The sequence below is a fragment of the Lewinella sp. 4G2 genome (genome assembly GCF_001625015.1).
Taxonomy (GTDB): Bacteria; Bacteroidota; Bacteroidia; order Chitinophagales; family Saprospiraceae; genus Neolewinella.
This window is the reverse complement of record NZ_LVWJ02000014.1, coordinates 3,884,023-3,910,375: the sequence shown is the minus strand read 5'-3', so window position 1 is coordinate 3,910,375 and position 26,353 is coordinate 3,884,023. Positions and strand designations below refer to the sequence as shown.

Sequence of the window (26,353 nt, the reverse complement as noted above, 5' to 3'; positions counted from 1 at the left end):
GGCGAATCGTACAAAGTTGACTCATCGTTGTGCTCATCAGGGATTGGATACTGAAAGTAGATCCGAATCAGTCAATCACCACCTCCGAGAAGTTGAAGGGTACGTTGACTACTACCGCCCGCTTGCCGTAGTAAATGCCCGCCGTGATCTTGCGGCCATCGACGGTGATTTTCCGGGGTGGGGCAGTCAGACCAATGAAGCGTAATTCCGCCACCTGGAAACTGGGATTGAAATTACCCGCTGCGGATTGCTGCAACGTCAGTTTGTTCTTGTTTTTCGTGATGGAGTAGGTCCGTTCAGCGAACTGCCCGGCCTCGTGCCCGTAGCCATCGCCCGCGTCCCAGTACAAAACACTGGTACCTGCGTCAGCGGCAAAAATGCTTAACTCGACGGAGTTGAGCGATTGGGTCTCCGCAGTGCTCTGCACTATATCGAACGTAGGTAGGACGGCGCCGGCACGAACGAAGATGGGAATGCGGTCCGCCTTGACCTTCACTTTCATCTTCTGCTTACCAGCGTGGCGTTGGCCCGTCCAAAAATCGTACCACTCACCCTGCGGGAGGTAAACCTGCATGGACTTAGCACCCTCTTTTAGTACGGGACAAACGAGTAGGTCCTCTCCGTAGAAGAACTGGTCAGCAAACTTGAAACACATCGGATCTTCCTGGTCGTAAAAGAAGAGGTTGCGTAGGACTGGGCGGCCCGTATGGACGTGGTGCTGGAAGGCGGTGTAGAGGTAGGGCAGCAGCTGGTACCGCATCTCGATGGCCCGCCGGTTGCGTTTGGTGTGCTCCTTGCCGTGGACCCACGGTTCCTGGTCCTGGCGGTTGAGTTCTTCCGCTTTCTTGACTTCGTCCGCCTCCGCTTCCGCAGCGCCATCCGTATTATTGCCCATTGAGTGGATGCGCATAAGTGGATGGAATACAGCTAATTGAAGCCAGCGAGTGAGTAGTTCCGGTGAAGGGTTGTCAACGAATCCGCCGATGTCCGTACCGATATTACTAAAACCGCTAATGGCCATGCGGATACACTGGCGGTTGGCCAGTTCGAGGTGTTCCCAACTGGCGATGTTGTCACCCGTCCACAGAGCAGCGTAGCGCTGGCCACCGGAGTAGCTGGCCCGACCCAGCAGGAAGGGCCGCTTAGCTGGTTGCAGTGCCTTGAGTCCGTCGTAACTGGCCCGTGTCATTTGCAACCCGTAAATGTTGTGGGCTTCCTTATGGTGCGAAGGCTGCCCGTCCATGTCGTGGCGGATGTTGTCCGGGAAGGTCAGGTTATTGACCTTGAACATGGCCGGCTCATTCATATCGTTCCAGAATCCGCTGACGCCCTGCTCGTTGTAGAGTTCCCGGTAGAGGGTTCCCCACCAGTCGCGGACGACCGGGTTGGTGTAGTCCGGCCAAACACACTCCGGTGGCCATACCGGGCCAATCATCGGGGTGCCGTCGGGGCGCATACACGCGTAGCCATTAGCCGCCATATCCTTGTAGACGTGGTATTCCGGGTCCACCCGGATCCCCGGATCGATCATCACCACCGTATGGAAATTATCCTCCCTCAGGTCACTGATGAGTTGCTTGGGGTCGGGGAAGTGTTCTTTGTTCCACGTAAAGCAACGGTAGCCATCCATGTAGTCGATGTCCAGGTAAATGGCATCGCAGGGAATCTTTTTATCGCGGAAGGTCTGCGCCAATTCCCGCACCCTTTTTTCGGGGTAATAACTCCAGCGGCACTGGTGGAACCCGAAGGCCCAGAGGGGGGGGAGTTCCGGGGTGCCGGTGAGGCCGTGGTAATCCTCGGCGACCTTATTAAGGTCGGGCCCGTAAATGAAGTAGTAGTTCATATCCCCGCCGTCGGCCCACACCGTAGTCAGGTTGTCGCCGGCCTTGTTGAAGTCGAAGTGGCTGCGGTAGCTGTTGTCCAGAAATAGTCCGTAAGCCTTGCCTTCCTTTAGTCCGTAGTAGAAGGGGATGGCCCGGTAGTTCGTTTCGCGGCCACGGTTGAAGGCGAAGGCGTCTTCGCAGTAGTTCATCCACTGGGTGCCCTGCAGGTCAGTGTCCCAGCACTTGTCGCCGAGGCCGAAGAACTTCTCCTTTTTGTCCGTACTCAGTTGGATGCGGACCTGTTCCAGGCCGTTTTGCAGGGTGGTCCTTGCGTAGAAGGGTTCGGCGTATTCGTGGATCAGCGTGAGCGTCGCCTTGTCGGAGATCTTCAGCCGGCCGTCTTCTTTGGCGATCTCCAAACGGAGGGCACTGGTGCTGAGGCCGAAGGCGGATTTCCCTTCCTTCTTCGTCACCTTCGTCGATTCCATTTTGGCCTCCGGGTCGATCCCGTAGCTGAAGTCGCGGCGGGGGGTGTTCACCACAATCCGAAAGCGAAACAGGGTGGGGGACCAAAACTGCACGTACAGGTTTGCTTCTCCTTCGCTGAGCACGAGGTAGGTCTGGCGGTCCACTTCTTCCACGCCCGTCACTTTTCCGATCCGGTGGACATAGTACACGTCGTCGTAGCGAGCGGTATTTGCGGTGTCGGTGTTGTTCGTAGCGTTGGCGGCCGGTGCGTAGGGGCGGCGAGCTTTTTTGTTGAGCTTTGTCATGTGGGAGCGGGGTGTGCTTTGGGGTGGTGCAAGGTAGGTTATAACCTTGGTTGCGGAAACAGGCGAAACGTCCGAATTCACTGCAGGTTGCCAATTACCGTTAGGATTTATTCTGCGCTGCCGCAGGTGTCAAAAAATGGGAAGGGGACCACTCCCAATTACCTCGCACCCGCGGCAGCGCCAGATAACAAGCCTCGAACTTGATGAAGGCAACTTTAAACCTAACAATATTGGTTGGGCAAGAAACCTATTGGCTATTGCTGCGTTGCCGTTGCAATCACAACGATAACAATACCTTGACCGCAGACGATCACTCCGATAACCTCATCTTTCTAACGAACCGCGTTGGCCGGCAACTGGCCCGCCTCGCCATGGAAAGAATCACCTTTGATAAGTTCGAAGCTCAGGGCCCGCACATTGGGCTACTGGCTGATCTATCCGCCCAAAGCCCGCAGCGGCAGCAGGACCTGGCCATCACGACGGTGAAGGATAAAGCGACCATCACCCGGGCGGTACAACAAATGGAGAACGCTGGCCTGATTACCCGCGTGCCCGACACCATTGACCGCCGCCAGAAGATGATCTCCATCACTAAACAAGGGCGCAAGTTCTGGCAACACGCACAGGAAGAAATGCAAACCGTACTCGAAAAGGCCACTGAAAGCATTGACCCCGAAAAACTGGCCATCTGCAACGAAGTACTCTTTTCCATTTACGAAGCACAACGGGAAGTAACGCTTTACGCCAAACAATCCACCCATGAATAAGCAACCCTGGTACACCGTTGCCCTCAAAGCCGTGCTGGGCATTGCCATCATCGCCGGTGGCTACTTCGGCTACAAGGCCCTCGGCGATCTGAAGGCGGACCCACCCAAACGAGATATCCCCGAACGCATCAAGGAGGTGGAAACCATCACGGTGCTTAACGCCAACATCAATTCCGAGCTTGGCGTGCAGGGGAGGTTGCAAGCCTACAATAAGATCCCGCTCTTCACCGAAGTTGGGGGCGCCGTCCGAGAAACGGGTAAGCCGTTCAAAGAGGGCACGTACTTTAAAGAAGGGCAAACCCTACTGCGAATTGACAACACGGAGGCACGCTACAACATCCAGGCCCAGAAGGCTACCCTGTTGAATAGCATCGCCAACATGATGCCCGACCTCAAGATCGACTACCCAGAGAGCTTCGAGGCTTGGAACCGGTACCTCAACAATTTCTCGGTGGATGACCCCCTCCCGGCACTCCCCGAAGCACAGAACCAGCGCGAACGCCTTTTCGTAGCCGGCCGTAACCTGGCCACTCAGTACTATTCCATCAAATCTCTCGAGGATCGGCTCGGTAAATACGTACTCACGGCCCCCTTCAGCGGTGTCCTTACTACGGCTACGGTAGATCAGGGAACGGTAGTCCGCCCCGGCCAGCAACTCGGTGAATTGATGGCCACCGGCTACTACGAAATGGTCGCCACCGTACCCCTCAGCCAATTGGATTTCCTCCGCCCCGGCGGCAAGGTCGAGCTCTACAGCGAAGACATCGCGGGCAGCTGGACGGGCACCATTCGCCGCGTCAGCGATCAGATCGACCCCGCCAGCCAAACCGTCAATGTCTATGTAGGCGTAAGCGGTCGGGACTTACGCGAGGGGATGTACCTCCGCGGCGAAGCCGACGCCAAAGTGTTCGAAAACGTAGTGGAGATCGATCGCGATAAGCTCGTTGACGAATCCGAAGTCTACGTAGTGCGCAACGATACTTTGCTAGAGCTCATCCCCGTCAACGTGAGGAAGTTCAACCGTGAAACCGTCATCGTCGCTGGCATCCCCGATGGTACCCAACTGCTATCCAGCGACGTAGCTGGAGCTTACGATGGTATGCGGGTTCAGTTAGCGGGCACGAAGAGCACCGAAGCTAGAATCCGAAAACCTGACGCCGCAAAAGAACCCGTTTCGAAGTAGCGAATTAAATGAACTGAAGCGGCAAACATTCTCCGTGATCTACCGAAATTTTGATACGCCAAAACTAAATTTCGCAACTAGCAACTAGCAACTAGCAACTAGCAACTCCCAACCCCCCTCCCTTGAGATCATTCATTGCCTATTTCGTTAAGTACCCGGTAGCCGCCAACCTCATCATGTTTGGCCTCCTCGTATTGGGTGTCCTGAGCGTGACTCAGATGAAGGCGACCTTCTTCCCGGAGTTCGAAAGTCGGACGATCAGCATGCAATTCATCTACCCCGGCGCCAGCCCGGAAGAAGTGGAGGAAGGCATCATTAACAAGGTGGAAGAAAACCTGAAAGGGCTAACGGGCCTGGAACGCTATACCAGCGTCAGCTCCGAAAACTCGGGCCGATTGACCATCGAAGTAGAGAAAGGGTACGATACGGACATCATTCTTCAGGAAGTCAAGAACGAAGTGGACCGGATTAATTCTTTTCCCGTCGGCATGGAGCCGCCCATCGTGTATAAGCAGGAACGCCTCGGCCGCGCCATCACCTTTGCCTTGAGTGGGGATGGCGTTAGCCTTGCCGCCCTGAAAAGAACGGCTCGGCAGATTGAGGATGACCTCCTACAGGTAGAAGGGCTCTCCAAAGTGACGCTGAGTGGCTTCCCCGAAGAAGAGATCGAGATTGCCTTCCGCGAAGCGGACCTTCAAGCCTATGGGCTTACCTTCCTGGAAGCCTCCAACGCCGTCCGTCGGAACAACGTCGACATTACCGGAGGTACCGTTAAGGGGGAGGACGAAGAACTCCTCCTCCGCGCCCGCAACAAAGAGTACTTTGCCGATGGACTGCGGAACATCGTCGTAAAGTCCACCCCCAACGGCGGGACGGTACGCTTGAGCCAAGTCGCCACCATTCGTGACCGCTGGGCGGATACCCCGAACCGATCCTACCTGGATGGTTCGCCGTCCGTCAACGTCCAGGTCCAGAATACGCTGGACGAGGATATGCTGCAGATCACCGATACGGTGAAGGCCTACCTTGCCGTCTTCAACCAGGAAAATCCGGACATCCGCGCCAGTATAATTAGTGATGAGAGCATAACCTTGCGTCAGCGCATCGATACGCTCATCAACAATGGATGGCAGGGATTCCTCATCGTCTGTATTCTGCTGGCCGTGTTCCTCCACTGGCGCTTGGCCTTTTGGGTAGCGCTTTCCATTCCCATCAGTTTTGCGGGGATGTTCATCGTCGCTGCCTACCTGGGTATCACGTTGAATGTTATTTCCCTATTCGGGATGATCCTCGTGATTGGTATCCTGGTGGACGACGGCATCGTGATCGGAGAGAACATCTACAGCTACCACGAGCGGGGCATCCCCAGAATTGAGGCGGCCATCGAAGGAACAAAAAATGTGATCGGCGCCGTTTTCGCGGCCATCACTACGACGGTCATCGCCTTTTCAAGCTTCTTTTTTCTGGACGGATCTCTCGGTGACTTCTTCCCCGAGATGGCCATCGTGGTGATCTTCTCCCTCATCTTTTCGATGGTGGAGGGCTTCATCATTCTACCCACTCACGTCGCCCACTCCAAGGCATTGGATAAGGACGCCAAGCCGAATATCGTCCAACGCAAGTTCGATCAATTGATGGATTTCATGCGGGACCGGATGTATGGCCCCGTTCTGCGCTGGGTATTACGGAGCAAATTTTTGGCCTTGTCCATGTGCCTGGCGGTACTGTTCCTGAGCTTTGGAATGATCAATGGTGGTTTTGTCAAAACAACTTTCTTCCCGATCATCGAAGGGGATGAGGTGACCATCACGTTGCAACTGCCGGCCGGCACTCCGGAAACGAAAACCAAGGAAATCCTGGAGCGTATTGCAGATGCTTCCGAACGCGTCAACGAGCGGATGTCCCAAGAGTACTACAACGGTGAACTGGAGCTCGTCGAGCGCGTCGAAATGAAACTGGGGCCTACCACTTACGAGGGCACGGTCACGGTTGCCATGATCCCCGGTGAAGATCGTGACCCCGTATCCCAACGGCAGGTCACGAACGCCATCCGCGAAGAGGTGGGGCCGATTGATGAAGCGGAGGTGCTTTCCTTCGGGGCCCGGTCCTTCTTCGGCAAGCCGGTGAGTGTTAGTTTGGTTGGGTCTAATATCGACGAGCTGGACGCCGCCACGGCAGAACTAAAAGCTGAACTGAACCAATTTTCCGAACTAGCGGATGTCGTTGATAACAACCAGGAAGGTCTGCGCGAGATCAACATCAGCCTGAAGGAGAAAGCGCGGTACCTCGGTCTTGACCTACAGGATATCGTTGGCCAGGTCCGTTCCGCTTTCTTTGGGGCGGAGGCCCAACGCTTGCAGCGGGGTGAAGACGAAGTCCGGGTGTGGCTCCGCTACGGCGAAACCAGCCGCCGTAGCATTGCCGATCTGCAGAACATGCGCATCCGTATCCCCGGGGGAGGGGAGTATCCCCTTTCGGAAATCGTAGAACTGGAACCACAGCGCGGCGTCATCGCCATCAATCACGTCGATGGAAAGCGGGAAGTGAAGGTGGAAGCGGACATTGCCGACAACAGCGTTTCGGTGACGGACGTCAACGCCCTGATCTCCTCCACGACGGTTCCCGCCATTTTGGACAAGTACCCTGGCGTGTCCACGGTTACGGACGGGCAGGTTCGCAACCAGCAAAAGACATCCGCTTCGTTGGCTATTGTCGGTCCGGTAGTTTTAGCGTTGATGTTCTTCGTGATTGCGCTGACCTTCCGGTCCGTGATGCAATCCGTCGTACTGTTTTTGCTGATGCCCTTTGGCTTCATCGGCGTAATCGGCGGTCACTGGCTCATGGATAAGCCGCTTTCCCTATTTTCCTTCCTCGGCATCATTGCCCTGATCGGGATCATCGTGAATGATGGCTTAGTTTTCGTATCGAAATACAACGAAAACCTGCGGGAGAAGATGCCGATGATGGAGGCCTTAGCGGAGGCATCCAAAAGTCGTTTCCGCCCGATACTGCTGACGTCCGTCACCACCTTTGCTGGATTGGCTCCCTTGCTGTTGAATAAATCGCGGCAGGCCCAATTCCTGATTCCCATGGCTATTTCGGTGGCCTTTGGGTTGCTGGCGGTGACGGTCATTCTGCTCATTCTGTTACCCGCGCTGCTGGTGTTGCTTAACCGTCTCCGTTTCTACTGGGCTAAGGGTATGCATCCGGACGAGGTTTGGTCCTACACCAACGTCGAGCCCGCTTACCAGCAGATGGACTTTGCGCCGGAAGAACTCCCTGATCCACCCACCAAGCGCCGGAATAGCGGCGCAATGGATGAAGATTTAATCGACTAACCATGGCCAGAATCTGTGTTGATATGGACGGGGTGATGGCCGATACGTACGCCAAGTTCGTGACGGCTTACGAAAAGGAATTCAATCGAGTCCTCACCCAAAAAGATCTCCTGGGGAAGAAGGTCTACGACCTGGATGGAGCCAATCATTTACGTGACTTGATGTACGAAAAGGGCTTCTTCCGCGACTTGCAAGTGATGGACAACGCCCCGGAAGTACTCGAAGAATTATACGCGCAACACGAAATATTCATCGTTACGACCGCTACTGAATTTCGCCATTCGATGCGCGATAAGTGGGATTGGATGGCGGAGCACTTCCCCTTCATTCACCATTCCCGGATGGTCTTTTGTGGTACGAAAGACATCGTGTACGGCGATTATTTGCTGGATGATAAGGTGTCTAACCTCAAAGTTTTCAAAGGGGAAGGGTTGCTCTTTTCTGCGTTGGACAACCACTACGACACCGGCTTTCACCGGCTTAATAATTGGCTAGAGGTAAGGGAATTTTTCCGTGCCGAACGGCAGTCCGAAATCTCCCTGCTAGGATGATCGAACGCGCCTGGACTTTCGTGCGGGGGAAAATTCCCTTCGCAATGACCGGGCTCGTAGCAACGGGCATCAACTACGGCGTGTACTTACTGCTGGTAGATCGTTACCTGCCGCCCGGCCCGGCTACGTTGATTGCCTATTCCAGCAGTGTCATCCTCAATTTCTTCCTGCAGCGTTACTTCGTTTTTGAGTTAAACCGTTCGTTGCGGAGTGCCTTCGCTTGGAGTATGGTAGTCAGCGCCGGTGGTCTGCTACTGGACTGGCTCATTATCATTGGCCTTCACCAATTTCCCCTCGTGGGGAATGAAGAATGGCTCATCAAACTCATCGCTACGGGCATCGTCTTCTTCTACAATTACTACCTCAAGCGCTACGTCTTCGAAGGCTCAAAAGAGGGCGCTGCCGCAGGTGCCGAGGGATTGGATATGCAGGACCAAACCAGTAAAGCGCGCCGATCCTCAAACTAAAGAACATCCTTCCACCCAAGGACCATCCTACCAAACTGACATGCTATCACTTCGCTACTCGATCCCCCAACTTTATACCCGCGTGAGCGCCCTAATTCTGTTGATGACCATAGGAGGTATAATGACTGGTCAGCGAAGTCTATCGCTAAGTGATGCCATCCAGGAAGGTCTGTTGAATAATTACCAGATCCGCCTCGCCAAGGCGGACCTCGCCGTCGCGGAAAACAATAATGATGATGCACTGACCGGTAAATTTCCGACCATTTCCCTGGGCGTAACGCCCGCCGTTAACTACCGAAATAACACCAACCCGGCGAGCATTGTATCGCAGAGTAATACGACTTCCTACGGCATCGGGCCCACCGCCAACCTGAACTGGACCTTGTTCAACGGCGGCCGCGTAGAAATTGCGAAAACCCAGTTGGCCACGCTGGCCGACTTGAGTGCAGGGAGGGTGCGCGTTGAAGTGGAGAACAGCATTGCCCAGATCATCCAGGCCTACTTTAACGCAGTCGTTCAACAGGAACAAATTTCCGTGCGCCGTCGCGTCCTGGAACTAAGCCGGGACCGGATTGAATACCAGAACGTTCGCCGTGAGTTTGGCCGCGCCGGTACCTTCGAAGAACTGCAGGCCCGCGATGCCTACCTAACGGATTCCACCCAACTGGTGCTTCAGCAGCTGAATTACGAAACAGCCACCCAAAATCTCCTGCAACTCCTCGGCGCCGAAGATGTGAACCAAGCACTAACGCTGACCACGGAATTGGATTACGACGGAGAACGCTTTAACGAGGCCCTCCTGCAAACGGAACTGGACCGCAAGAACAGCCAATTGCGGACGCTAGCCATCAACCGCGAATTAGCAGGCATTAGGACGCGCCTCATTCAAACCGAATACAAGCCACTCGTTGCCCTGCAGGGTGGGGCGGGCTACGACATCAACGTGCAGACCGGTACGCAAACCTTTGACTTTGGTAACGAACAACCCACCCGCGAGCAGGAATTGCCTGGAATCGCTGCCCGCACCCTTTCCGCCAATTTAGGTATTGGTGTCAGCTACCTCCTGTACGATGGAAAGAGCCGTCGGGTGCGCGAACAATCAGCCAAACTTGAAGAGATGACGGCGGAGCTGGAGTACGATGCCATCAACCAACAACTTCGGACCCAATTGGCAAGTGCTATTGCTCGCCACGACAATCAAATCACGATTGTCAGCATCACCCGCGACCTGATCGCCAACGCCGAACGCAACATTGAGATCTCCGACGAACGCTTTCGGGGCGGAACGATCAATAGTTTCGACTACCGAACCATTCAGCTCAATCTCGTCAACGCCGAGTTCCAATTACTCAATGCGCTGCTGAATCTCAAGAACACGGAAACGGAGATCCTGCGCCTGACGGGGCAGGTGGTAGGGGACTAATCCCCGTCGTCGGACGAATCACTGAACTGGTTGCAAAGCAACAGTTCAGCTTCGTCCGACGACTTATTTGAGTCTTTACCAGAGGGTGTAATAAGGTTTGAGTGGACTAAGTATAATACACCACGACAGTACCAGCTGAGTCGTTGGACGTTGCCAGCCCACTAGCCGTACCAACCAACTGGTAAATCGACTAACGAGCTTAGCTACTCCACAATCCTAAAAGTAGTCCGCCGATTACGCTGGTTTTCCTCATCCGTACAGCGTTGGCACACACACTCCGCGACGGGTTGGGTTTCACCGTAGCCACGGGCGGTGAGTCGGTTGCCATCGATGCCCCTCTCAATGAGATAGTTCACGGCGGACTGAGCGCGATCCTGGCTGAGTCGCTGGTTGTAGCCTTCCGGCCCCTGGCAATCGGTGTGGGAGCCCAATTCAATATTAATGTTGGGGTTGCGTTGCAACAGTGAGGCGAGCTCGTTCAGCGTTGGCTGCGCATCTTCGCGGATGAAGCTTTCGTCAAAGTCGTAGTAAATATTTTCGAGGACGATCTCGGCGTTGAGGAAGATCTTTTCAATCTCCAACTCCAACTCGTACCGCTGTTCGGGTGCATCCGGATCTTTTGGCAAGTTGCGGCTGGAGAAGACACCTTCGGCGGCCAGGTAGCCATCACGCTCGGCGCGAAATTGGTAATTCTGGTTGTCGACCAACACCAGGCTTAATTGACCCTCTTCATTGGTAGTGACGGTACGGGATTCCGCGCCGATGCTGGCCACGATCGTTGCGTTAGGCACCGGCCGCAAACCACGGACGCGCGATTGCGGATCGGCCGGATCCTCGAGGATCTTTTCTACTACGGTAACGTCAAGTACGTTTTTGTAGACGATGGGAGTCGGATCGGGTGGGGGGGGCGGCAGGGTGCGGCGGGCGAACTCGTAAATGTCATCGGCACCCGCTCCGCCGGGGCGGGCCGTACTGAAGAAGCCCAGCACTTTTTCGTCGAGGCCACTTCCCATGCGCTTGACGATGGTGTAGGAAAAATCGTCGGCCCCACTGTTGACGGGGATCCCCAGATTCTTTGGTGCGCTGTAGCGGCCGTTAGCCATGGGGTGGGTCATGTAGATGTCGAGACCACCCATGCCGACCAATCCGTCGCTCGCGAAGTACAAGGTGTCAGCGTCGAGTGTCGGGAATTGTTCGTTGCCCTGGGTGTTGATTGCGCGGTTCATCAAGATGGGGTCGCTCCACGTCCCGTCCACTTTCTTGTTGACAACGTAGATGTCGTAACCACCCCAACCGTCTTCCATGAGGGCGCTGAAGTAAAGTCGATCACCAGTGGCAGAGATGGCGGGGTGGAGGTAGTTGACGCCCGGTTTGACGAAGGGAAGTTTGGTGGCCGGCCCCCAGCCGCCGCCGTTCCGCTCCGAGACGTAGATGCCACAAAAAGCATCTTCCCGCTTGCCGGGAGAGACGCAGCGGGTGAAGTAGACCTGTTGGCCGTCCGCGCTGAAGGAAGGGGTGCCTTCGTGGTCGGGGGTGTTGATCACGTCGCTAAAGGAAGTGACGGCGCCCCCGGTCACGCTAGTTTGGTAGATGTCGGTGAAGCCACGGCCCGTCCACTTGTAGTTTTCCGCCCCGTCTCCCCCCTGGCGGTCGGAGCTGAAGATGAGCTGATTTTCGAAATAGACGGGAGCGTAATCCGCGCCACGGGAGTTGAAGTTGGCGGCCTGTACGGTGTAGGGCCGCTCTTTCCCTTCCGTTTCCTGGTCCTTCCACTTCTGGGCGAGTTCCGCCCCCTGGATCTCCTTGCGGAATTCGTAGCGGGAGCCAATCTCAAAGCCGAGGTCGGTATAGACCTGGATGGCTTCCTCGTAGCGTTCCAGGCGTTTGAGGGCGGCGGCCTTTTCACGGAGGGCGTCCGGGCCGGCGTTGTTGTCGTAGGCCTTTTGGAACCAGGTGATGGCCTCCTCATCGTTACCCGTTTCGCGGTAGGAGGTACCCAGATTCATGGCGACTTCTCCCTTTACTGACCTGGTTTTGGCCTTCTTGAATTCCCTTTGCAGCATGGGAATGGCTACGTCGTATTGCTTGCGGTCCACGGCGGTAGCGCCGTCCGTCACTTTGGCGGTGTAGGTGCAACTGGAGATGGAAAGCAGAGCGAATAGGGCGAGCCAGGTGAAGCGCATTCGAAGGTATTTGGACGAAAAACGGTTGGGGCCGGTGTTTGTTGCTATTCCTTTATTTAGGTAGGTATTTCCGCAACGCTGCGTCGGTAGGCTGACGGCTGGAGTTGAGGTTGAAAGGATTGCCTTACCAACGGATCTTCCCCCGTCCCGCCTTAATCTCCGACCGTCGCTTCTTCCGTTCCAGACGTTTACCTCGGTTGGCGACGAAGGACTTGCCCACGTGCTTCTTCGGGATGGGCCGGCCGGAGAGGGAGAGCATTTCCTTCAATCGTTTCAACGCTTTGACCTTATTGCCGTGTTGGCTACGTCCGGATTGGTCGACAACGGAAATGATTCCATTGGCGTCAATCTTACGTTTGAGGTGGTGGCGGAGGTTCTTCTTTTCGCGGTGGTTCAGCCCCTGGCTCTCGTCGAGGTTGAAGACTAACTCCACGCGGGTTTCCGTTTTGTTGACGTGCTGGCCACCGGCTCCGCTGCTGCGGGACGTCCTAAAAGTGAGTTCCTGTTGGATGAGTGGCCAGTCCATGATTTAGAGAATCGTCTTTTTTGCTTGTCCGTTTACCTGGCACCTGCGGCAGCGCCCAGACTGCACTACAATAACGTAAGCTGGCGCCGACTACTGAAGGTGTCCGATGAAAAGATGTTTTAGCCCTCAGGTTTAAGTTGCGCCGGAAAACCAAAATCGCACCGCCGGGTTTAATGCTGCAATGGCCGAAAAAGAGAAAAGAACGCCCGAAAAGGAGTTGATCATCAACCCCATCGACGGAGACAAGATTGCGGAAAACCCGCACCTGCTGCCGTACGCCCACGAACGGGGTGGCGCGACCATCAAACCAATGGACGCCGGCAAGGTGAAGGGCCTGGCCATGACGGCCATGTACGAGCAAACGGACATGCAGCTGGACCAGATCAAAGCCCAGATCGAACTGCTGGCCAAGCAGGCCAACGCCATCCAACAACGGATGTCTATCTCCGAAAGAATTTACCAGGCGCAGATGGGTATCGACCCCATCATCAGCCGGACCTACTACCTCTACGAAAAGAAATCGGGCGGCAACGTCCTCAGCATGGTCAGCCCGCAAGAGTGGGGACCCAACGGGCCGTACACGTACATCGCTACCGTGAAGCTGCTGGGAGACCACACCTGGGACGTGTTGAAAAAAGCGGACGCTCAGGAGTAACCTGAATGGTTTCTGCCGTGGGTATAGCGCCACCGTGACTCATCGGACTTCGTCCGGAATTCCTGAACGATGCGCAATAAAGTGGCCACGGAGTAACTTACCTTCGTCTACGCAAACTCCGTCTCCCATGAAGCATCTACTCACCGGCCTTGGCTTCGGCCTGGCCATCCTTATTGGTTGGTTCCTCTTCCTCAGCCTGAACACTTCGGATACACTGCCCGAGGTTGACGAGCGGCAGCCCAAAACGGTAAAATCCACCCAGCTACCCCAAATGGTGCGCCCGGTGGATCTGACCGGCCCCTTCAATTTTGCCGGTGAGCCCATTCCAATGGACGACTTCGACGTACGGGAGCGACTCGATATGGAGCTGTTACGCAACGCGTATTTCCACCGCAACACACTGCTGTTGCTAAAACGTAAACCCCGCTTCTTCCCAACAATCGAGCGGATCCTGGCCGAAGAGGGCGTGCCGACTGACTTGAAGTACCTCGCCGTCGCGGAATCTGGCCTCGACAATGCCGTCAGCCCCGCCGGCGCGAAGGGAGTGTGGCAATTCATGGCTCCAACGGGTAAATCCTACGGCCTGGAGATCAACGCGGAAGTGGACGAGCGCTATCACCTGGAGAAGGCCACGCGCGCCGCCGCCAAGTACCTGAAGGACTACTACAAAGAATTCGGCGACTGGCGCTGGGTAGCCGCCGCCTACAATATGGGCGGACCGAACGTACGCAAATGGCGCAAACGCCAGAGCGCGGACAACATATTTGAGCTGGACATTAACAAGGAAACCATGGCTTACGTTTTCCGCATCGTAGCCCTTAAAACCATTCTGGAAGACCCCGAATCCTTCGGCTACTCCCTCGGTCCGGACGACGCTTACCCCGTATTGAATAACTACGAAACCGTCACGGTCTCCAAGAGCATTGCCGACCTGGGGCAATTCGCCAAGGCCAACAACACGACCTACCGGAAACTGAAAGTCTACAATCCCTGGCTCGTGGCGGGCAGCCTGCCCATCAGCACGGGGAATTCTTACGAGATCAAACTCCCCCGGTAAAGCCACCCGACCTATGAAAGGCACCCTTTTGCGCCCCTACGCCTTGTTCGTCCGCAGCCAGTTGCGAAAAATGGCTAGCCGGGCGGTGATGTCCCAGGACTTCATCCGCCAGGATCTCGTTACCACCGCGCGGGAAACGGCCTTTGGTCGGGACCACGATTTTGCCGCCATCGACACCTACGAGGATTTCAAGCGACGGGTACCCATCGTCGACTACGAAGCCTTTAAGCCCTACGCCGATCGAATTCGTGACGGAGAGGCCAACGTTTCCTGGGTCGGGCAACCGAAGTACTTCGCCAAAACCTCGGGCACGACGAGTGGGGTAAAGTACATCCCGCTCACGCGCGAAAGCATTCCCAACCACTTCGGCACGGCGCGCAATGCGCTCTTCAACTACATTGCGGAAACGAAAAAGAGCAAGTGGCTGGATGGGAAAATGATCTTCCTCTCCGGTTCGCCCGAGATGTCCGAAACGAATGGCATCCCCACGGGGCGCCTCAGCGGTATCGTCAACCACCAGGTTCCGGCCTGGCTGCGCACGAACCAGCTGCCCTCCTACGAAACCAATTGCATCGAGGATTGGGAAACCAAGCTTGACCGCATTGTCGATGAAACGATCGATGCCGATATGCGACTCATTTCGGGCATCCCACCTTGGGTGCAGATGTACTACGAGCGGCTGTTGCAACGGAGTGGAAAGGATACCATTCTGGAGCTATTCCCGAACCTCTCCATGTTCGTGTACGGCGGCGTCAACTTCGAGCCCTACCGCAAAAGCTTGGAGGCGCTGGTCGGTGGCCGCATCCCCAGCGTCGAGACCTATCCCGCAAGCGAGGGCTTCATTGCCTTTCAGGATAGTCAGGATTCCGAAGGCTTACTACTCAATGCAGATAGCGGCATCTTTTTCGAGTTTGTTCCGGCGGACGAGATCTTCAACGAGAGCCCAACCCGTCTCCATTTGGGGCAAATTGAGGTTGGGGTCAATTACGCCATCATTCTCAACACCAATGCCGGGCTGTGGGGCTACAACATTGGGGATACGGTGGAATTCATCAGCAAGGATCCTTTCCGGCTGCGCGTCACCGGCCGCATCAAGCACTTTATATCGGCTTTCGGGGAGCACGTGATTGGCAAGGAGGTAGAAACGGCGATGCGCGGGGTGGCGGACAAACACCGGGTCCAGATTACTGAATTCACTGTGGCACCCCAGATAAATCCAGCTGGGGGAGGGACGCCCTACCACGAGTGGTTCATTGAATACGCAACTCCTCCCAACGATGCAGTCGCCTTCGCCAGGGATCTCGACGCAGCCATGGTGCAGCAAAATATCTACTACCAGGATTTAATCTCCGGCGGGGTACTCAAACCCTTAGTCATTACTCCCGTAGCTCCCGGAGGCTTCCGGGAGTACATGCGCAGCCAGGGTAAACTAGGTGGCCAAAACAAAGTTCCCCGCCTTAGTAACGACCGGAAAATTGCGGATGCGCTGACGGTTCTTTCGTAACCATCCGCTATTCGCCTGCGTTTATTGAGCATGAAAACGCTAATCCTCGGTGCTACCCCGAATCCCTCTCGCTACGCAAATATTGCGGCCCACCGTCTGGTTGGCGCCGGCCACGAAATCGTCAACGTCGGCATTAAGCAGGGCGCTGTCGCAGGTGCCGAAATCTTGAACGGACTACCAGAAATTGGTGACGTCGATACTGTGACGCTATACGTCGGGCCAAAGAACCAATCCGGATACTATGATTGGTTGGTGGGGATGGCACCGCGGCGCATCATCTTCAACCCGGGGACGGAAAACCCCGAGCTTTCAAAGCTGGCGCAAGAGGCGGGGATTGAAACCGAGGTGGCCTGCACGCTGGTGCTGCTCGCAAGTGGACAGTACTGAAGCCGGATTGCGATGTAAAGCAAGCGCTAATAAAGAAGGCCACGCCGCCCGGTCAACTCTTAGGAGTGAGGGGCGGCGTGGCCTAATTTTTCGTAATCTCAATTAGCGGAGGGTTATCAAGACCCTAAGCAGCTGCCTACTTCGTGGATGCAACGGAAGCAGCAATGTATTCCCGGTTAAGGCGAGCGATGTGCTCAACGCTGATGCCTTTGGGGCACTCTGCTTCACAGGCCGTGATGTTGGAGCACTGGCCAAATCCTTCCGCGTCGTGCTGCTCCACCATGCGGAGAGCCCGCTGGGAAGCTTCGACCTGACCCTGCGGCAGCTGGGCGAGGTGAGATACTTTCGCGCCGGTGAACAGCATCGCTGAGGCGTTCGGACAAGCAGCAACACAAGCGCCACAACCGATACAGGTGGCAGCATCCATTGCGTGGTTGGATTGATCCTTCTCGACGGGAATGTCATTAGCATCCTGCGCCTGGCCGGTGTTGACGGAGATGAAGCCGCCGGCCTGAATGATCCGGTCAAAGCTATCACGGTTAACTACTAAGTCCTTCACGATGGGAAAGGCCTTGGAACGCCAGGGCTCAATGGTGATGGTATCTCCATCATTGAAGTGGCGCATGTGCAGCTGGCAGGTCGTCGTGTACTGCTGTGGCCCGTGCGGGTAACCGTTGATGACGAGGCTACAGGTACCACAAATTCCTTCACGGCAGTCGTGCTCAAATGCAACGGGCTCCCCCTTATCGTGGATGATCTGCTCGTTGAGGACGTCCAGCATTTCCAGGAAGGACATGTGCGTGGATACGCCATTAATGGTGTGGGTCTCGAATTTGCCCTTGGCGTTCATGTTTTTCTGCCGCCAGATCTTGAGGGTCAGGGTCATGTTATCAGCGCTCATGGTGAAGTTTTTAGTCTGTAGTCTATAGTCTATAGTCTACAGCCCACTATAGACTATAGACTACAGACTGAAGACTATTTATAAGATCTGGTTTTCAATTCAACGTTCTCGAAGATGAGTTCTTCCTTGTGCAGGATCGGGTCGTTGTCATCCCATTCCCAGGCGGAAACGTAGGCGAATTCATCGTCGCGGCGGAGGGCTTCTCCGTCTTCGGTCTGGTGCTCTTCGCGGAAGTGGCCACCGCAGCTTTCTTCCCGGTCGAGGGCGTCGAGCATCATCAGTTCGCCGAGCTCCATGAAGTCCGCCACGCGGAGTGCTTTTTCGAGCTCGGGGTTGTACTCGTCGGCACTGCCGGGGACGAACACATCGCTGTAGAACTCATCCCGCAGTTCGCGGATCATGCGGCGGCCTTTGGTGAGGCCTTCGGCGTTGCGGGCCATGCCGCAGTACTCCCACATAATCTTACCCAAACGGCGGTGGAAGCTCTCCACGGATTGGTTACCCTGGATGGCCATCACCCGCTGGATACGATCAGTGGCTTCCTTCTCAGCGGCCATGAATTCCGGGCTGTCCGGATCGATCTTCGGCGTCCGGATCTCGTTGGCGAGGAAGGTACCGATGGTGTAGGGGAGGACGAAGTAGCCGTCCGCCAGACCCTGCATCAAAGCAGAGGCACCCAGTCGGTTGGCACCGTGGTCGGAGAAGTTAGCTTCACCGGCGGCAAAGAGACCGGGGACGTTTGTTTGCAGGTTGTAGTCTACCCACAAACCACCCATAGTGTAGTGGACGGCGGGGTAGATCTTCATTGGTACGAGGTAGGGGTTCTCACCAGTGATCTTCTCGTACATCTCGAAAAGGTTACCGTATTTCTCAGCGACGACGGCCGTACCCAATTCCTTGATACGCTCCTCAGAGGCATTGTATTCGTTGAGGGTCGTGGCACGGCTTTTGCCGTAACGGACGATGGCGTCCGCAAAGTCGAGGTAAACTGCGAGGCCGGTGGGGCTTACGCCGAGTCCTTCGTCGCAGGCCGTTTTCGCGGCACGGCTGGCTACGTCGCGGGGGACGAGGTTACCGAAGGCAGGGTAGCGACGCTCCAGGTAGTAGTCACGATCAGCTTCGGGAATGTCTACACCGCGCATTTTGCCTTCGCGGATGGCGGCGGCGTCCTTCAGGTTTTTTGGTACCCAAACCCGGCCGTCATTCCGCAGGGATTCGGACATCAGCGTGAGCTTGGACTGGTACTCGCCGGATACGGGAATACAGGTCGGGTGGATCTGCGTGAAGCAAGGGTTGGCCATGTAGGCACCCTTTTTGACGGCGCGCCAGGCAGCGGAACCGTTGGAGTTCATCGCGTTCGTGGAAAGGTAGAACACGTTACCGTAGCCACCGGTACCCAGCACAACGGCGTGGGCGGCATGGCGCTCCAACTTGCCCGTGAGGAGATTTCGGGCAATGATGCCGCGGGCCTTACCATCAATCTTGACGACGTCAACCATTTCGTGGCGGTTGAACAACTCGACGTTGCCGAGGCTGATCTGCCGGCTGAGAGATTGGTAGGCGCCAAGTAGTAATTGCTGCCCCGTCTGTCCCCGAGCGTAGAACGTACGACTTACCTGCACGCCACCGAAGGAGCGGTTGGCGAGAAGACCACCGTACTCACGGGCGAAGGGAACCCCCTGAGCTACGGCCTGGTCAATAATGTTGACGCTTACCTCCGCTAAACGGTGCACGTTGGATTCGCGGCTGCGGTAGTCACCACCCTTAATGGTATCGTAGAAGAGACGGTAGACGGAGTCTCCATCATTCTGGTAGTTCTTAGCGGCGTTGATACCACCCTGTGCGGCGATGGAGTGCGCGCGGCGGGGGCTATCGTGGAAGGTGAAAACCTTCACCTTGTAGCCAAGCTCACCGAGGGTAGCAGCAGCGGCACCACCGGCCAGGCCGGTACCCACCACGATCACTTCGATACGGCGTTTGTTATTCGGGGCCACGAGGGGCATGGAGGAGCGGTACTTCGTCCACTTACTGCCTAATTCGCCGGGGGGTACGTTAGATTGTAAAGCCATGATCGGGAGAAATTTTGGGGGTGATAGTTTATGCTACTGCTGGTTCTGGATGTACATCAAGATCGGAATAGCCGCAAACCCTAGCGGAACCAGGATGCTGTAAGCTCGGCCGATGACCCGAATGAAGGGAGACCACTTTGGGTGGTTAAGCCCAAGGGTTTGGAAAGCGGATTCAAAGCCGTGCGCAAGGTGGAAAGCAATCATGATCATGCTCACCACGTAGAAAATGACAAACCAGATGTTAGTGTATGCCCCTTTAACCAGGGTGTAGAGGTCTTTCACGTCATATTCAGCACCGTAGTTGACTAGCCCGACGTTATCCGTGAATTTCATTTGTGCCCAAAATTGTACCATGTGTACAATGATGAAGATCAGGATAACTGTACCCAAAGAACCCATGTAGATGGAGCTTTTGGTGGCGGAAGCTACCCGGTCATTTTTCACGGCATAACCCGTAGCTCCCCGTGCCTTCTTGTTGTTAAGCCAAAGAAGAATACCCTGAATTGCGTGCAGTAAAATGAAAGCGTATAAGCCGTAGCTCGTGAATTTGATGACGGGGTTATTCGTCATAAAGTACGCGTACTCATTAAAGGATTGACCTCCATCCGCCGCCATGATCAACTGCAGGTTACCAGCGAGGTGGACGGCCAGGAAGGTGATCAAGAAAAGGCCAGTGAGGGCCATGATGATCTTCTTCCCAATACTGGAGGTTAAGAACCGGACAATCCAAGAATTCATAGTGACTGAGTTTAGCAAAACTTCGCAAAACTAGTGCTTAAAGGTCGGATTTAAGTCGTTGGTTGTACGGGGATACCCGGGGGTGTTTTGTTTAGACAGTTTCTAAGTAATGGGTCTGTGTGACACAGTTTCCCTCGTCTCTGATAGGCGGTTCTGTATTCCACAGCAAGCCCTTGTAAGTCAACTATTTAACACCTATTACTTGATCATAGACAGAAAGGTGGAGAAGAACCAATTACTGTCCATTTTGACCAGTGCGTCCAGTGCTGAGTCTGCTTTGTGGCTATAAAGCTTGAGGTCCTTAACGACTTCCCGGAATTCGTCGGCTTCGGCGGTGCGGCCCTCGACGCCGGTCAGTTCATCGAGTAAGCGGAGCATTGGTTCCAGTTCCCTTTTCTTGCGGGCGATCACGATGCTCTTCACCACTTTGGACATGTCCTTTTCGGCAATGAAGTATTCCTTGCGTTCACCGGGAATCAGCTTCTTGTAGGCCAGGCCCCATTCCACCAGGGTACGCATGTTTGTGTTGACGTTGCCTCTGCTGATCTTCAGTTCTTCCATCACGTCATCGGAACTCTGCGGGTCGCTAGACACCAAGAGCAAAGCATGGATCTGTGCCATCGTCCGAGTTACCCCCCAACTACTTCCGAGTGCTCCCCAAGCTTCAATGAACCGTTGTTTTCCTTCCTCTAATTCCATACTTTCAAATAATACTGAAAGGACAATTTCGGTTTACCAGGCCTCGGTTTATTCTGGGTATTTCTTGTTTCAGGTCTTTACCTGTTAAGTGTGCCTGAAATTAAATCCAATTAGTATGTAGCCCAGTCGCCAGTTAAAGTGAATAGCACCAAAGAAGAAGAGCCTGCCGGAAAGGATTCCGACAGGCTCTAGTCTTACAGTTTGGTCACCGTAGGTAACCGGGCAATTACATCATGCCACCCATTCCGCCGGGCATACCGTGGCTGTGGCCACCGGCGCCACCCGCTTCGGGCTCTGGCTTGTCGTTGATGACACACTCAGTGGTGAGGACCATACCAGCGATGGATGCTGCATTTTCCAGTGCAATACGCGTCACTTTCGTGGGGTCAATTACACCTTGGGCCTTTAGGTCGCCGTACTCGTCGGTGCGCGCGTTGTAGCCGTAAGAACCTTCGCCGTTGCGGACGTTCTGCAGTACTACGGAACCTTCTACGCCAGCGTTGTCGCTGATGGTACGAAGGGGCGCCTCGAGTGACTTGCGGACGATCTGGATACCAATGTTCTGGTCTTCGTTCTCACCCTTCGTTGCCTCCAGGGCACTGATGGCACGAACCAGAGCGACACCACCACCGGCTACGATGCCTTCCTCAACGGCGGCGCGGGTAGCGTGGAGGGCGTCGTCGACGCGGTCCTTCTTCTCCTTCATTTCTACTTCAGTAGCGGCCCCTACGTAGAGGACGGCCACCCCACCGGCAAGCTTGGCCAGGCGTTCCTGGAGCTTCTCGCGGTCGTAGTCAGATGTAGTGGTTTCAATCTGCTGCTTGATCTGTCCGATCCGGCCGTTGATGGTTTCCTGGGAACCGGCACCATTAACGATGGTCGTATTGTCCTTATCGACGGTGATCTTCTCGGCGGTACCGAGGAGGTCCATCGTAGTCTGGTCCAGCTTGTAGCCTTTCTCTTCGCTGATGACGGTACCACCGGTAAGGATGGCGATGTCTTCCAGCATGGCCTTGCGGCGGTCACCGAAACCGGGAGCCTTTACGGCAACGACCTTCAACTGGGCGCGGAGACGGTTGACTACCAATACACCGAGTGCCTGAGATTCAATGTCTTCGGCAATAATCAACAGCGGGCGACCGCTCTGGATCACCTGCTCCAGTACGGGCAGGATGTCCTGCATGTTGCTGATCTTCTTGTCGTGGATCAGTACGTACGGGTTGTCGTATTCCGTTACCATGCTCTCCGTATCGGTTACGAAGTAGGGGCTGAGGTAACCGCGGTCGAACTGCATACCCATCACCTCTTCAACGTAGGTATCGGTACCCTTCGCTTCCTCGACGGTAATGACACCGTCTTTAGATACGCGCTTCATGGCGTCAGCGATAAGGCCGCCAATTTCGTTGTCGTTGTTAGCGGATATGGATGCTACCTGCTGGATCTTGTCGAAATCGTTACCCACGACTTCGCTCTGGGTCTTCAGGTTTTCGATGATCACCTTCGTCGCCTGATCGATACCGCGCTTGAGGTCCATTGGGTTGGCACCTGCGGTCACGTTTTTGAGACCGGCCTGGATCATGGCCTGAGCCAGCACGGTGGCGGTCGTCGTTCCGTCACCGGCGATGTCAGCGGTTTTGGAAGCTACTTCCTTCACCATCTGAGCGCCCATGTTGGCGACGGCGTCTTCGAGCTCAATTTCTTTTGCGACCGTCACACCATCCTTGGTTACCTGGGGGGCACCGAAGGATTTTTGGATAACGACATTGCGACCTTTGGGGCCGAGTGTCACTTTTACTGCGTTTGCGAGGGCATCCACACCGGCGTGCAGTTTCTCGCGTGCGGATCTGTCAAAGCTAATTTCCTTAGCCATAATTGTATATAGTTGTAGTTATTAAAATGGATTCGTGGGGGAGCGGGAGTCGTCCTGCTCTTAGACGATGACGAGGATGTCGTCCTCGCGCATGATCAGGTAGTCTTTTCCTTCCAGGGTTACTTCCTGGCCGGCGTACTTACCGTACAGGACGGTGTCACCTACGGAAACGGTCATGGCGTTGCCATCCTTACCGGGGCCGACGGCCACTACTTCACCGCGTTGGGGCTTCTCTTTGGCCGTGTCGGGAATGATGATACCACCACTGGTTTTTTCTTCTGCGGGGGCGGCTTTGACTACTACTCGATCGTTGATCGGCTTCATGCTTACGTATTTAGTTATATGAAATGGATAATTTTCTGCGGCTCATCCGGATCGTACGGAATGGCCCACCGGAGTGCTGCATAGGTCGTGCCACCCTCCCTTTACGGAGTAGCCCGACAATTTTTCAGTCTATTCTGTCAGTTAGCGGACGGGTCCATTTTACCCTTTGCCTGGCACCCGCGGCAGCGCCCGCTTATTTGGCACTGATGAGCGCGTAGCAGCAAGTGGTGTAGAAGTCTTTTACCCAAGGGAAGGCACCAAGGAGCCCGGGCAGTTTGCGGGGCGCAAGTCCAAATTTCACCTGGTAGTTCGGGTTGATGAACCAGAGGTCTTTCTGGTCAAACTTGAAACCGGTCTTTTGCACCAATTGCGAAAAGCGGCTGATGCTGATCCCCGTTTCCTTGATCTCCACAAGGTCATCAATTTGCTTCTGGGTTTCACCGCCTAGCTTGAGGACCTGGCGGTAAGCACCGGTTGGAAGCAAGTGGAACCAGGGCAATTTTGAGAGCAACTTATTCTGACAGACCTGCTGGTGACCGCCAAAAGGCATCCGCCACGGCGGGAAACCGAAGAAGATGCGACCGCCCGGTTTAAGGTAGCGGTGGACCATGCTCAGAAATCGCTCCTGATCGTGAATGTGCTCGATGACGTCGCGCAGCACGATGAGGTCAAACTTACCGAGGCGTTCGGCGCTGGCATCGTAGATATCCTGAATGAGGAGTTCGTAGTTGCCTCCCGGCGTGAATTCCGCGAGGTATTCGTTGCCTAGATCAATCTTGGTCTGAAGGATGTCAACGCCGACACATTCGCAGCCGCGCTCGATGAAGGGGACCAGGTTGCCGCCTTCCCCACAGCCGATTTCGAAGACGCGTGTCGTCTCGTTCACGGGCATCGTGCGCTCCACGTAGGGGATGACAAACTGACGGGTTGTCAGGGCCTGCTCCTGGAAGTATTGTTTACGATTGCGGTGGCGTTCGTGCATGGCGGCGAAGGTAAGCTTTGCGCCAATATTTAACGCACGGTGCGCCCGTTGAGGATTTCCAGCGCGGCATTCATTTGGGGATCAACCTCATCCAGCAGATCCTGCTTGGTAATGGGAACGATGATCTCCGGCGTGACCGTGCCGGGCGTGGCGTTGAGGGGGACGTAGCGCCAGTTGGGCGCCCTCACCTGAAATTGGATCTCGTCTGGGTCACCAATCTTGAGGTCGCGGATCTTCCCGCCAAAAAGCGCACTGCGGCCGCCACCGGTTCTGGTGCCGATCACGGTAGCGGCGTCCAGTTCCATCAGCGCGTTGGCTACGATGCCAGTGGCGGAAAAAGAGCCTTCGTTGATGATGGCCACCACGTCTCCAGAGAATCGATCCTTAAAGGGTTTGACGGTAGCTTCGGCCACCTTAAAATGATAGACGCCATCCTCCCGTTTCCGGACGCCGCCCATTATCCTGAGCTGGGCTTTGTTGAAAAACCCCTTTCCGTTAGCGGTGGGGGAGGTGCTAACGACCTCATCCGTCACGGCAAAAGGCGCTTCAGCAAAGTACCGCACCAGCGTACGGGCGTTGACAATGTCGCCACCCCCATTGTACCTGAGATCCAGAATCAGTTTATCGAGCCCGCTGGCGGAGATGGTGTCAAATTTGCGTTTCAGTATTTTATTAAAATTGACGTAACGGTAAGCCTTACCGCTGAAACTACTGATGCGGAGAATCCAGGCCGTACTGTCCTCGGACTTGTTCAGCTTTATGTAGTTGGTATGCAGCGTCGCTTTTCTTTCCTTTTTAGCGGCTTTCTTCTCCTTTTTCGTTGGTTCCGGTTCATCCTCCGGTAGCTCGGCCAGTTCCGCTTCGGTGAGCGCCATTCCGATGGCGATCGATTTGGGTTCGTCCGACACCAGATCGAGGTAAGTCAGGTACAGTGTGTCCTTACGTCCGTACCGCGACTGGTACAAGCTGCTCATCCCCCGGGATGTGTTGGCGATGGTGGCGCCTTCGTACCCTTCATCGTTGGTACCACGGAAGGTGGCCAGTTCGGTGATCAGTTCCAGGGCGGGGCGACCATCGATAGTCAGAATTTCGGTGCCTCTGGGTAGTGTGTCGATTCCTGTAAAAAAGGGGCGGGTAAGGACAAATTTGTCGTTGCTCGTTAACGTGGCTGCATACCGACGGCGCCGACGCACTTCCTTATTATACTTTTTACCGCGCACGGGGTACAGCTGGAGGTGGCCACACCGCAATTGCCGTTGCACTTCACCCGCTGCCAAGACAAATGCCTGAATGCCAATGCTATCTCCCGGCGCAGCAGTGGAGCCAAGTAGCCGCTTTTTAGCACGCTCGTAAGCTTCCTCGTACGCGGCCCGGTCGTCGGGATACTGAGCTGCGGGGTGGTAATACCCGATCGTATCAGTAAGCGTGCGCAGCAGTTCCAGCGCGTAAGCGTCAGAAAGGCTGTCCTGCGCCCCGAGCGTAGTGGTTCCCAGAAGGAAGGCCAGAAAAATTTTGAACATCGTCACTAGGGTAGGTAGGTACAATTGAAAACTAAATATAACCGATCCCGCTGTTTACGGCCTGTCACCCGCTCTACTTTAGCTAATTCTTAAGCCGTGCAATCAGCCAAAATTCAGGGGCGCTGCCGCAGGTGCCCAGCATTTGACCGAGCAATTAGGAATGGAAACCACCGATTGGGATGGCTAGAGTTACGCAGAAGGCCGATCCCTCAGCATACGGACGAATTCCTCCCCGTACCGCAAATCATCTAACTCAAGGACGAGCTGCTGAGAGTCACCATACCAGATGACAACCTGGCCGTAAAGCTCCCCACCACGCTTTGCTTTCGAGTCGTTCCGCAATACGACGTTTTTGATGAGGGGAAAGGGAACTACGATGGCAGATCGAAAAGGTCTTTTAATTGTGAGTTCTTGAGCGGTGATTCGGTACTTATTGAAGATGTACGTACCGTACTTCAGGGTAAACACCAGCAGGGCCACTCCAACAATGAGGTACACATTGAGACCGCTAGGGTCAAAATGACCCTCCCGCCAGCTATTAAGAGCAATCACGGCGGCTACCAAAAGGAACGTCACAACGAGGGCACGGACTTTCCGGTAGCGAAACTTCATA

At 55.2% G+C, this 26,353-nt stretch carries 22 protein-coding genes; 10 read left to right on the top strand and 12 right to left on the bottom strand.

Annotated elements, in window-relative coordinates; genetic code table 11:
- Positions 1-67: 67 nt before the first annotated feature.
- Positions 68-2,596 (bottom strand): TIM-barrel domain-containing protein, encoded by a 2,529-nt coding sequence (locus A3850_RS16030; protein ID WP_068218752.1) that lies wholly within the window; start codon positions 2,594-2,596, stop codon positions 68-70.
- A gap of 296 nt (positions 2,597-2,892) precedes the next feature.
- On the opposite strand from A3850_RS16030, the gene A3850_RS16025 reads away from it, so the two are divergent.
- The 6 genes from A3850_RS16025 (at position 2,893) to A3850_RS16000 (ending at position 10,325) form a co-directional block, all read left to right on the top strand.
- Positions 2,893-3,363, top strand: coding sequence for a MarR family winged helix-turn-helix transcriptional regulator (locus A3850_RS16025; protein WP_197494080.1), 471 nt, complete (start codon positions 2,893-2,895; stop codon positions 3,361-3,363).
- Complete coding sequence (locus A3850_RS16020; RefSeq protein WP_068218746.1) at positions 3,356-4,546, top strand: efflux RND transporter periplasmic adaptor subunit; 1,191 nt, start codon at positions 3,356-3,358, stop codon at positions 4,544-4,546. The genes A3850_RS16025 and A3850_RS16020 overlap by 8 nt, the downstream gene beginning before the upstream one ends.
- 122 nt (positions 4,547-4,668) lie before the next feature.
- On the top strand, positions 4,669-7,884 hold the full coding sequence (locus tag A3850_RS16015) for an efflux RND transporter permease subunit (protein WP_068218744.1): 3,216 nt from the start codon (positions 4,669-4,671) through the stop codon (positions 7,882-7,884).
- A 2-nt stretch (positions 7,885-7,886) separates the two neighbouring features.
- Positions 7,887-8,435, top strand: coding sequence for a 5'(3')-deoxyribonucleotidase (locus A3850_RS16010; RefSeq protein ID WP_068218740.1), 549 nt, complete (start codon positions 7,887-7,889; stop codon positions 8,433-8,435).
- Positions 8,432-8,902, top strand: a complete 471-nt coding sequence (locus tag A3850_RS16005) for a GtrA family protein (RefSeq protein WP_068218737.1) — start codon at positions 8,432-8,434, stop codon at positions 8,900-8,902. Before A3850_RS16010 ends, A3850_RS16005 begins: the two co-directional genes overlap by 4 nt.
- 40 nt (positions 8,903-8,942) lie before the next feature.
- The gene (locus tag A3850_RS16000) at positions 8,943-10,325 is read left to right on the top strand and encodes a TolC family protein (RefSeq protein ID WP_197494079.1); all 1,383 of its coding nucleotides are present in this window, start codon (positions 8,943-8,945) and stop codon (positions 10,323-10,325) included.
- 203 nt (positions 10,326-10,528) lie between these two features.
- Here A3850_RS16000 and A3850_RS15995 read toward each other — a convergent pair whose 3' ends face one another.
- Both A3850_RS15995 and arfB read right to left on the bottom strand, forming a co-directional pair.
- Complete coding sequence (locus A3850_RS15995) at positions 10,529-12,508, bottom strand: OmpA family protein (protein ID WP_068218732.1); 1,980 nt, start codon at positions 12,506-12,508, stop codon at positions 10,529-10,531.
- Positions 12,509-12,632: 124 nt separating this feature from the next.
- Positions 12,633-13,034: an alternative ribosome rescue aminoacyl-tRNA hydrolase ArfB gene (gene arfB, locus A3850_RS15990; protein WP_068218728.1), complete on the bottom strand. Its 402-nt coding sequence runs from the start codon at positions 13,032-13,034 to the stop codon at positions 12,633-12,635.
- 181 nt (positions 13,035-13,215) lie between these two features.
- On the opposite strand from arfB, the gene A3850_RS15985 reads away from it, so the two are divergent.
- The 4 genes from A3850_RS15985 (at position 13,216) to A3850_RS15970 (ending at position 16,637) form a co-directional block, all read left to right on the top strand.
- Positions 13,216-13,689 carry a DUF2452 domain-containing protein gene (locus tag A3850_RS15985; protein ID WP_068218725.1) on the top strand — a complete coding sequence of 158 codons (474 nt, stop codon included), beginning with the start codon at positions 13,216-13,218 and terminating at the stop codon, positions 13,687-13,689.
- A gap of 127 nt (positions 13,690-13,816) precedes the next feature.
- Positions 13,817-14,746 carry a lytic transglycosylase domain-containing protein gene (locus tag A3850_RS15980; protein ID WP_068218722.1) on the top strand — a complete coding sequence of 310 codons (930 nt, stop codon included), beginning with the start codon at positions 13,817-13,819 and terminating at the stop codon, positions 14,744-14,746.
- Positions 14,747-14,759: 13 nt separating this feature from the next.
- Positions 14,760-16,250 (top strand): GH3 auxin-responsive promoter family protein, encoded by a 1,491-nt coding sequence (locus A3850_RS15975; protein ID WP_068218719.1) that lies wholly within the window; start codon positions 14,760-14,762, stop codon positions 16,248-16,250.
- Positions 16,251-16,280: 30 nt separating this feature from the next.
- Positions 16,281-16,637: a CoA-binding protein gene (locus A3850_RS15970; RefSeq protein ID WP_068218716.1), complete on the top strand. Its 357-nt coding sequence runs from the start codon at positions 16,281-16,283 to the stop codon at positions 16,635-16,637.
- 136 nt (positions 16,638-16,773) lie between these two features.
- Here the strand turns inward: A3850_RS15970 and A3850_RS15965 are convergent, their stop codons facing one another.
- From A3850_RS15965 to A3850_RS15925, 9 genes are all read right to left on the bottom strand, one after another.
- Complete coding sequence (locus A3850_RS15965) at positions 16,774-17,538, bottom strand: succinate dehydrogenase/fumarate reductase iron-sulfur subunit (protein WP_068218713.1); 765 nt, start codon at positions 17,536-17,538, stop codon at positions 16,774-16,776.
- 74 nt (positions 17,539-17,612) lie between these two features.
- Positions 17,613-19,607 carry a fumarate reductase/succinate dehydrogenase flavoprotein subunit gene (locus tag A3850_RS15960; RefSeq protein ID WP_068218711.1) on the bottom strand — a complete coding sequence of 665 codons (1,995 nt, stop codon included), beginning with the start codon at positions 19,605-19,607 and terminating at the stop codon, positions 17,613-17,615.
- Positions 19,608-19,640: 33 nt separating this feature from the next.
- Positions 19,641-20,345 (bottom strand): succinate dehydrogenase cytochrome b subunit, encoded by a 705-nt coding sequence (locus A3850_RS15955; RefSeq protein WP_068218707.1) that lies wholly within the window; start codon positions 20,343-20,345, stop codon positions 19,641-19,643.
- 198 nt (positions 20,346-20,543) lie between these two features.
- Positions 20,544-20,966: a GbsR/MarR family transcriptional regulator gene (locus A3850_RS15950; RefSeq protein ID WP_231915339.1), complete on the bottom strand. Its 423-nt coding sequence runs from the start codon at positions 20,964-20,966 to the stop codon at positions 20,544-20,546.
- 304 nt (positions 20,967-21,270) lie between these two features.
- Positions 21,271-22,914: a chaperonin GroEL gene (gene groL, locus A3850_RS15945; RefSeq protein ID WP_068218702.1), complete on the bottom strand. Its 1,644-nt coding sequence runs from the start codon at positions 22,912-22,914 to the stop codon at positions 21,271-21,273.
- 60 nt (positions 22,915-22,974) lie between these two features.
- Positions 22,975-23,238, bottom strand: a complete 264-nt coding sequence (gene groES / locus A3850_RS15940; protein WP_068218699.1) for a co-chaperone GroES — start codon at positions 23,236-23,238, stop codon at positions 22,975-22,977.
- Between the two features lie 193 nt (positions 23,239-23,431).
- The gene (locus tag A3850_RS15935; RefSeq protein ID WP_068218696.1) at positions 23,432-24,220 is read right to left on the bottom strand and encodes a bifunctional 2-polyprenyl-6-hydroxyphenol methylase/3-demethylubiquinol 3-O-methyltransferase UbiG; all 789 of its coding nucleotides are present in this window, start codon (positions 24,218-24,220) and stop codon (positions 23,432-23,434) included.
- Between the two features lie 29 nt (positions 24,221-24,249).
- A complete protein-coding gene (locus A3850_RS15930) occupies positions 24,250-25,740 on the bottom strand; it encodes a S41 family peptidase (RefSeq protein ID WP_068218693.1) in 1,491 nt (496 codons plus the stop codon).
- A 189-nt stretch (positions 25,741-25,929) separates the two neighbouring features.
- Positions 25,930-26,352 carry a hypothetical protein gene (locus A3850_RS15925; protein WP_068218690.1) on the bottom strand — a complete coding sequence of 141 codons (423 nt, stop codon included), beginning with the start codon at positions 26,350-26,352 and terminating at the stop codon, positions 25,930-25,932.
- Between the last annotated feature and the right edge of the window lies 1 nt (position 26,353).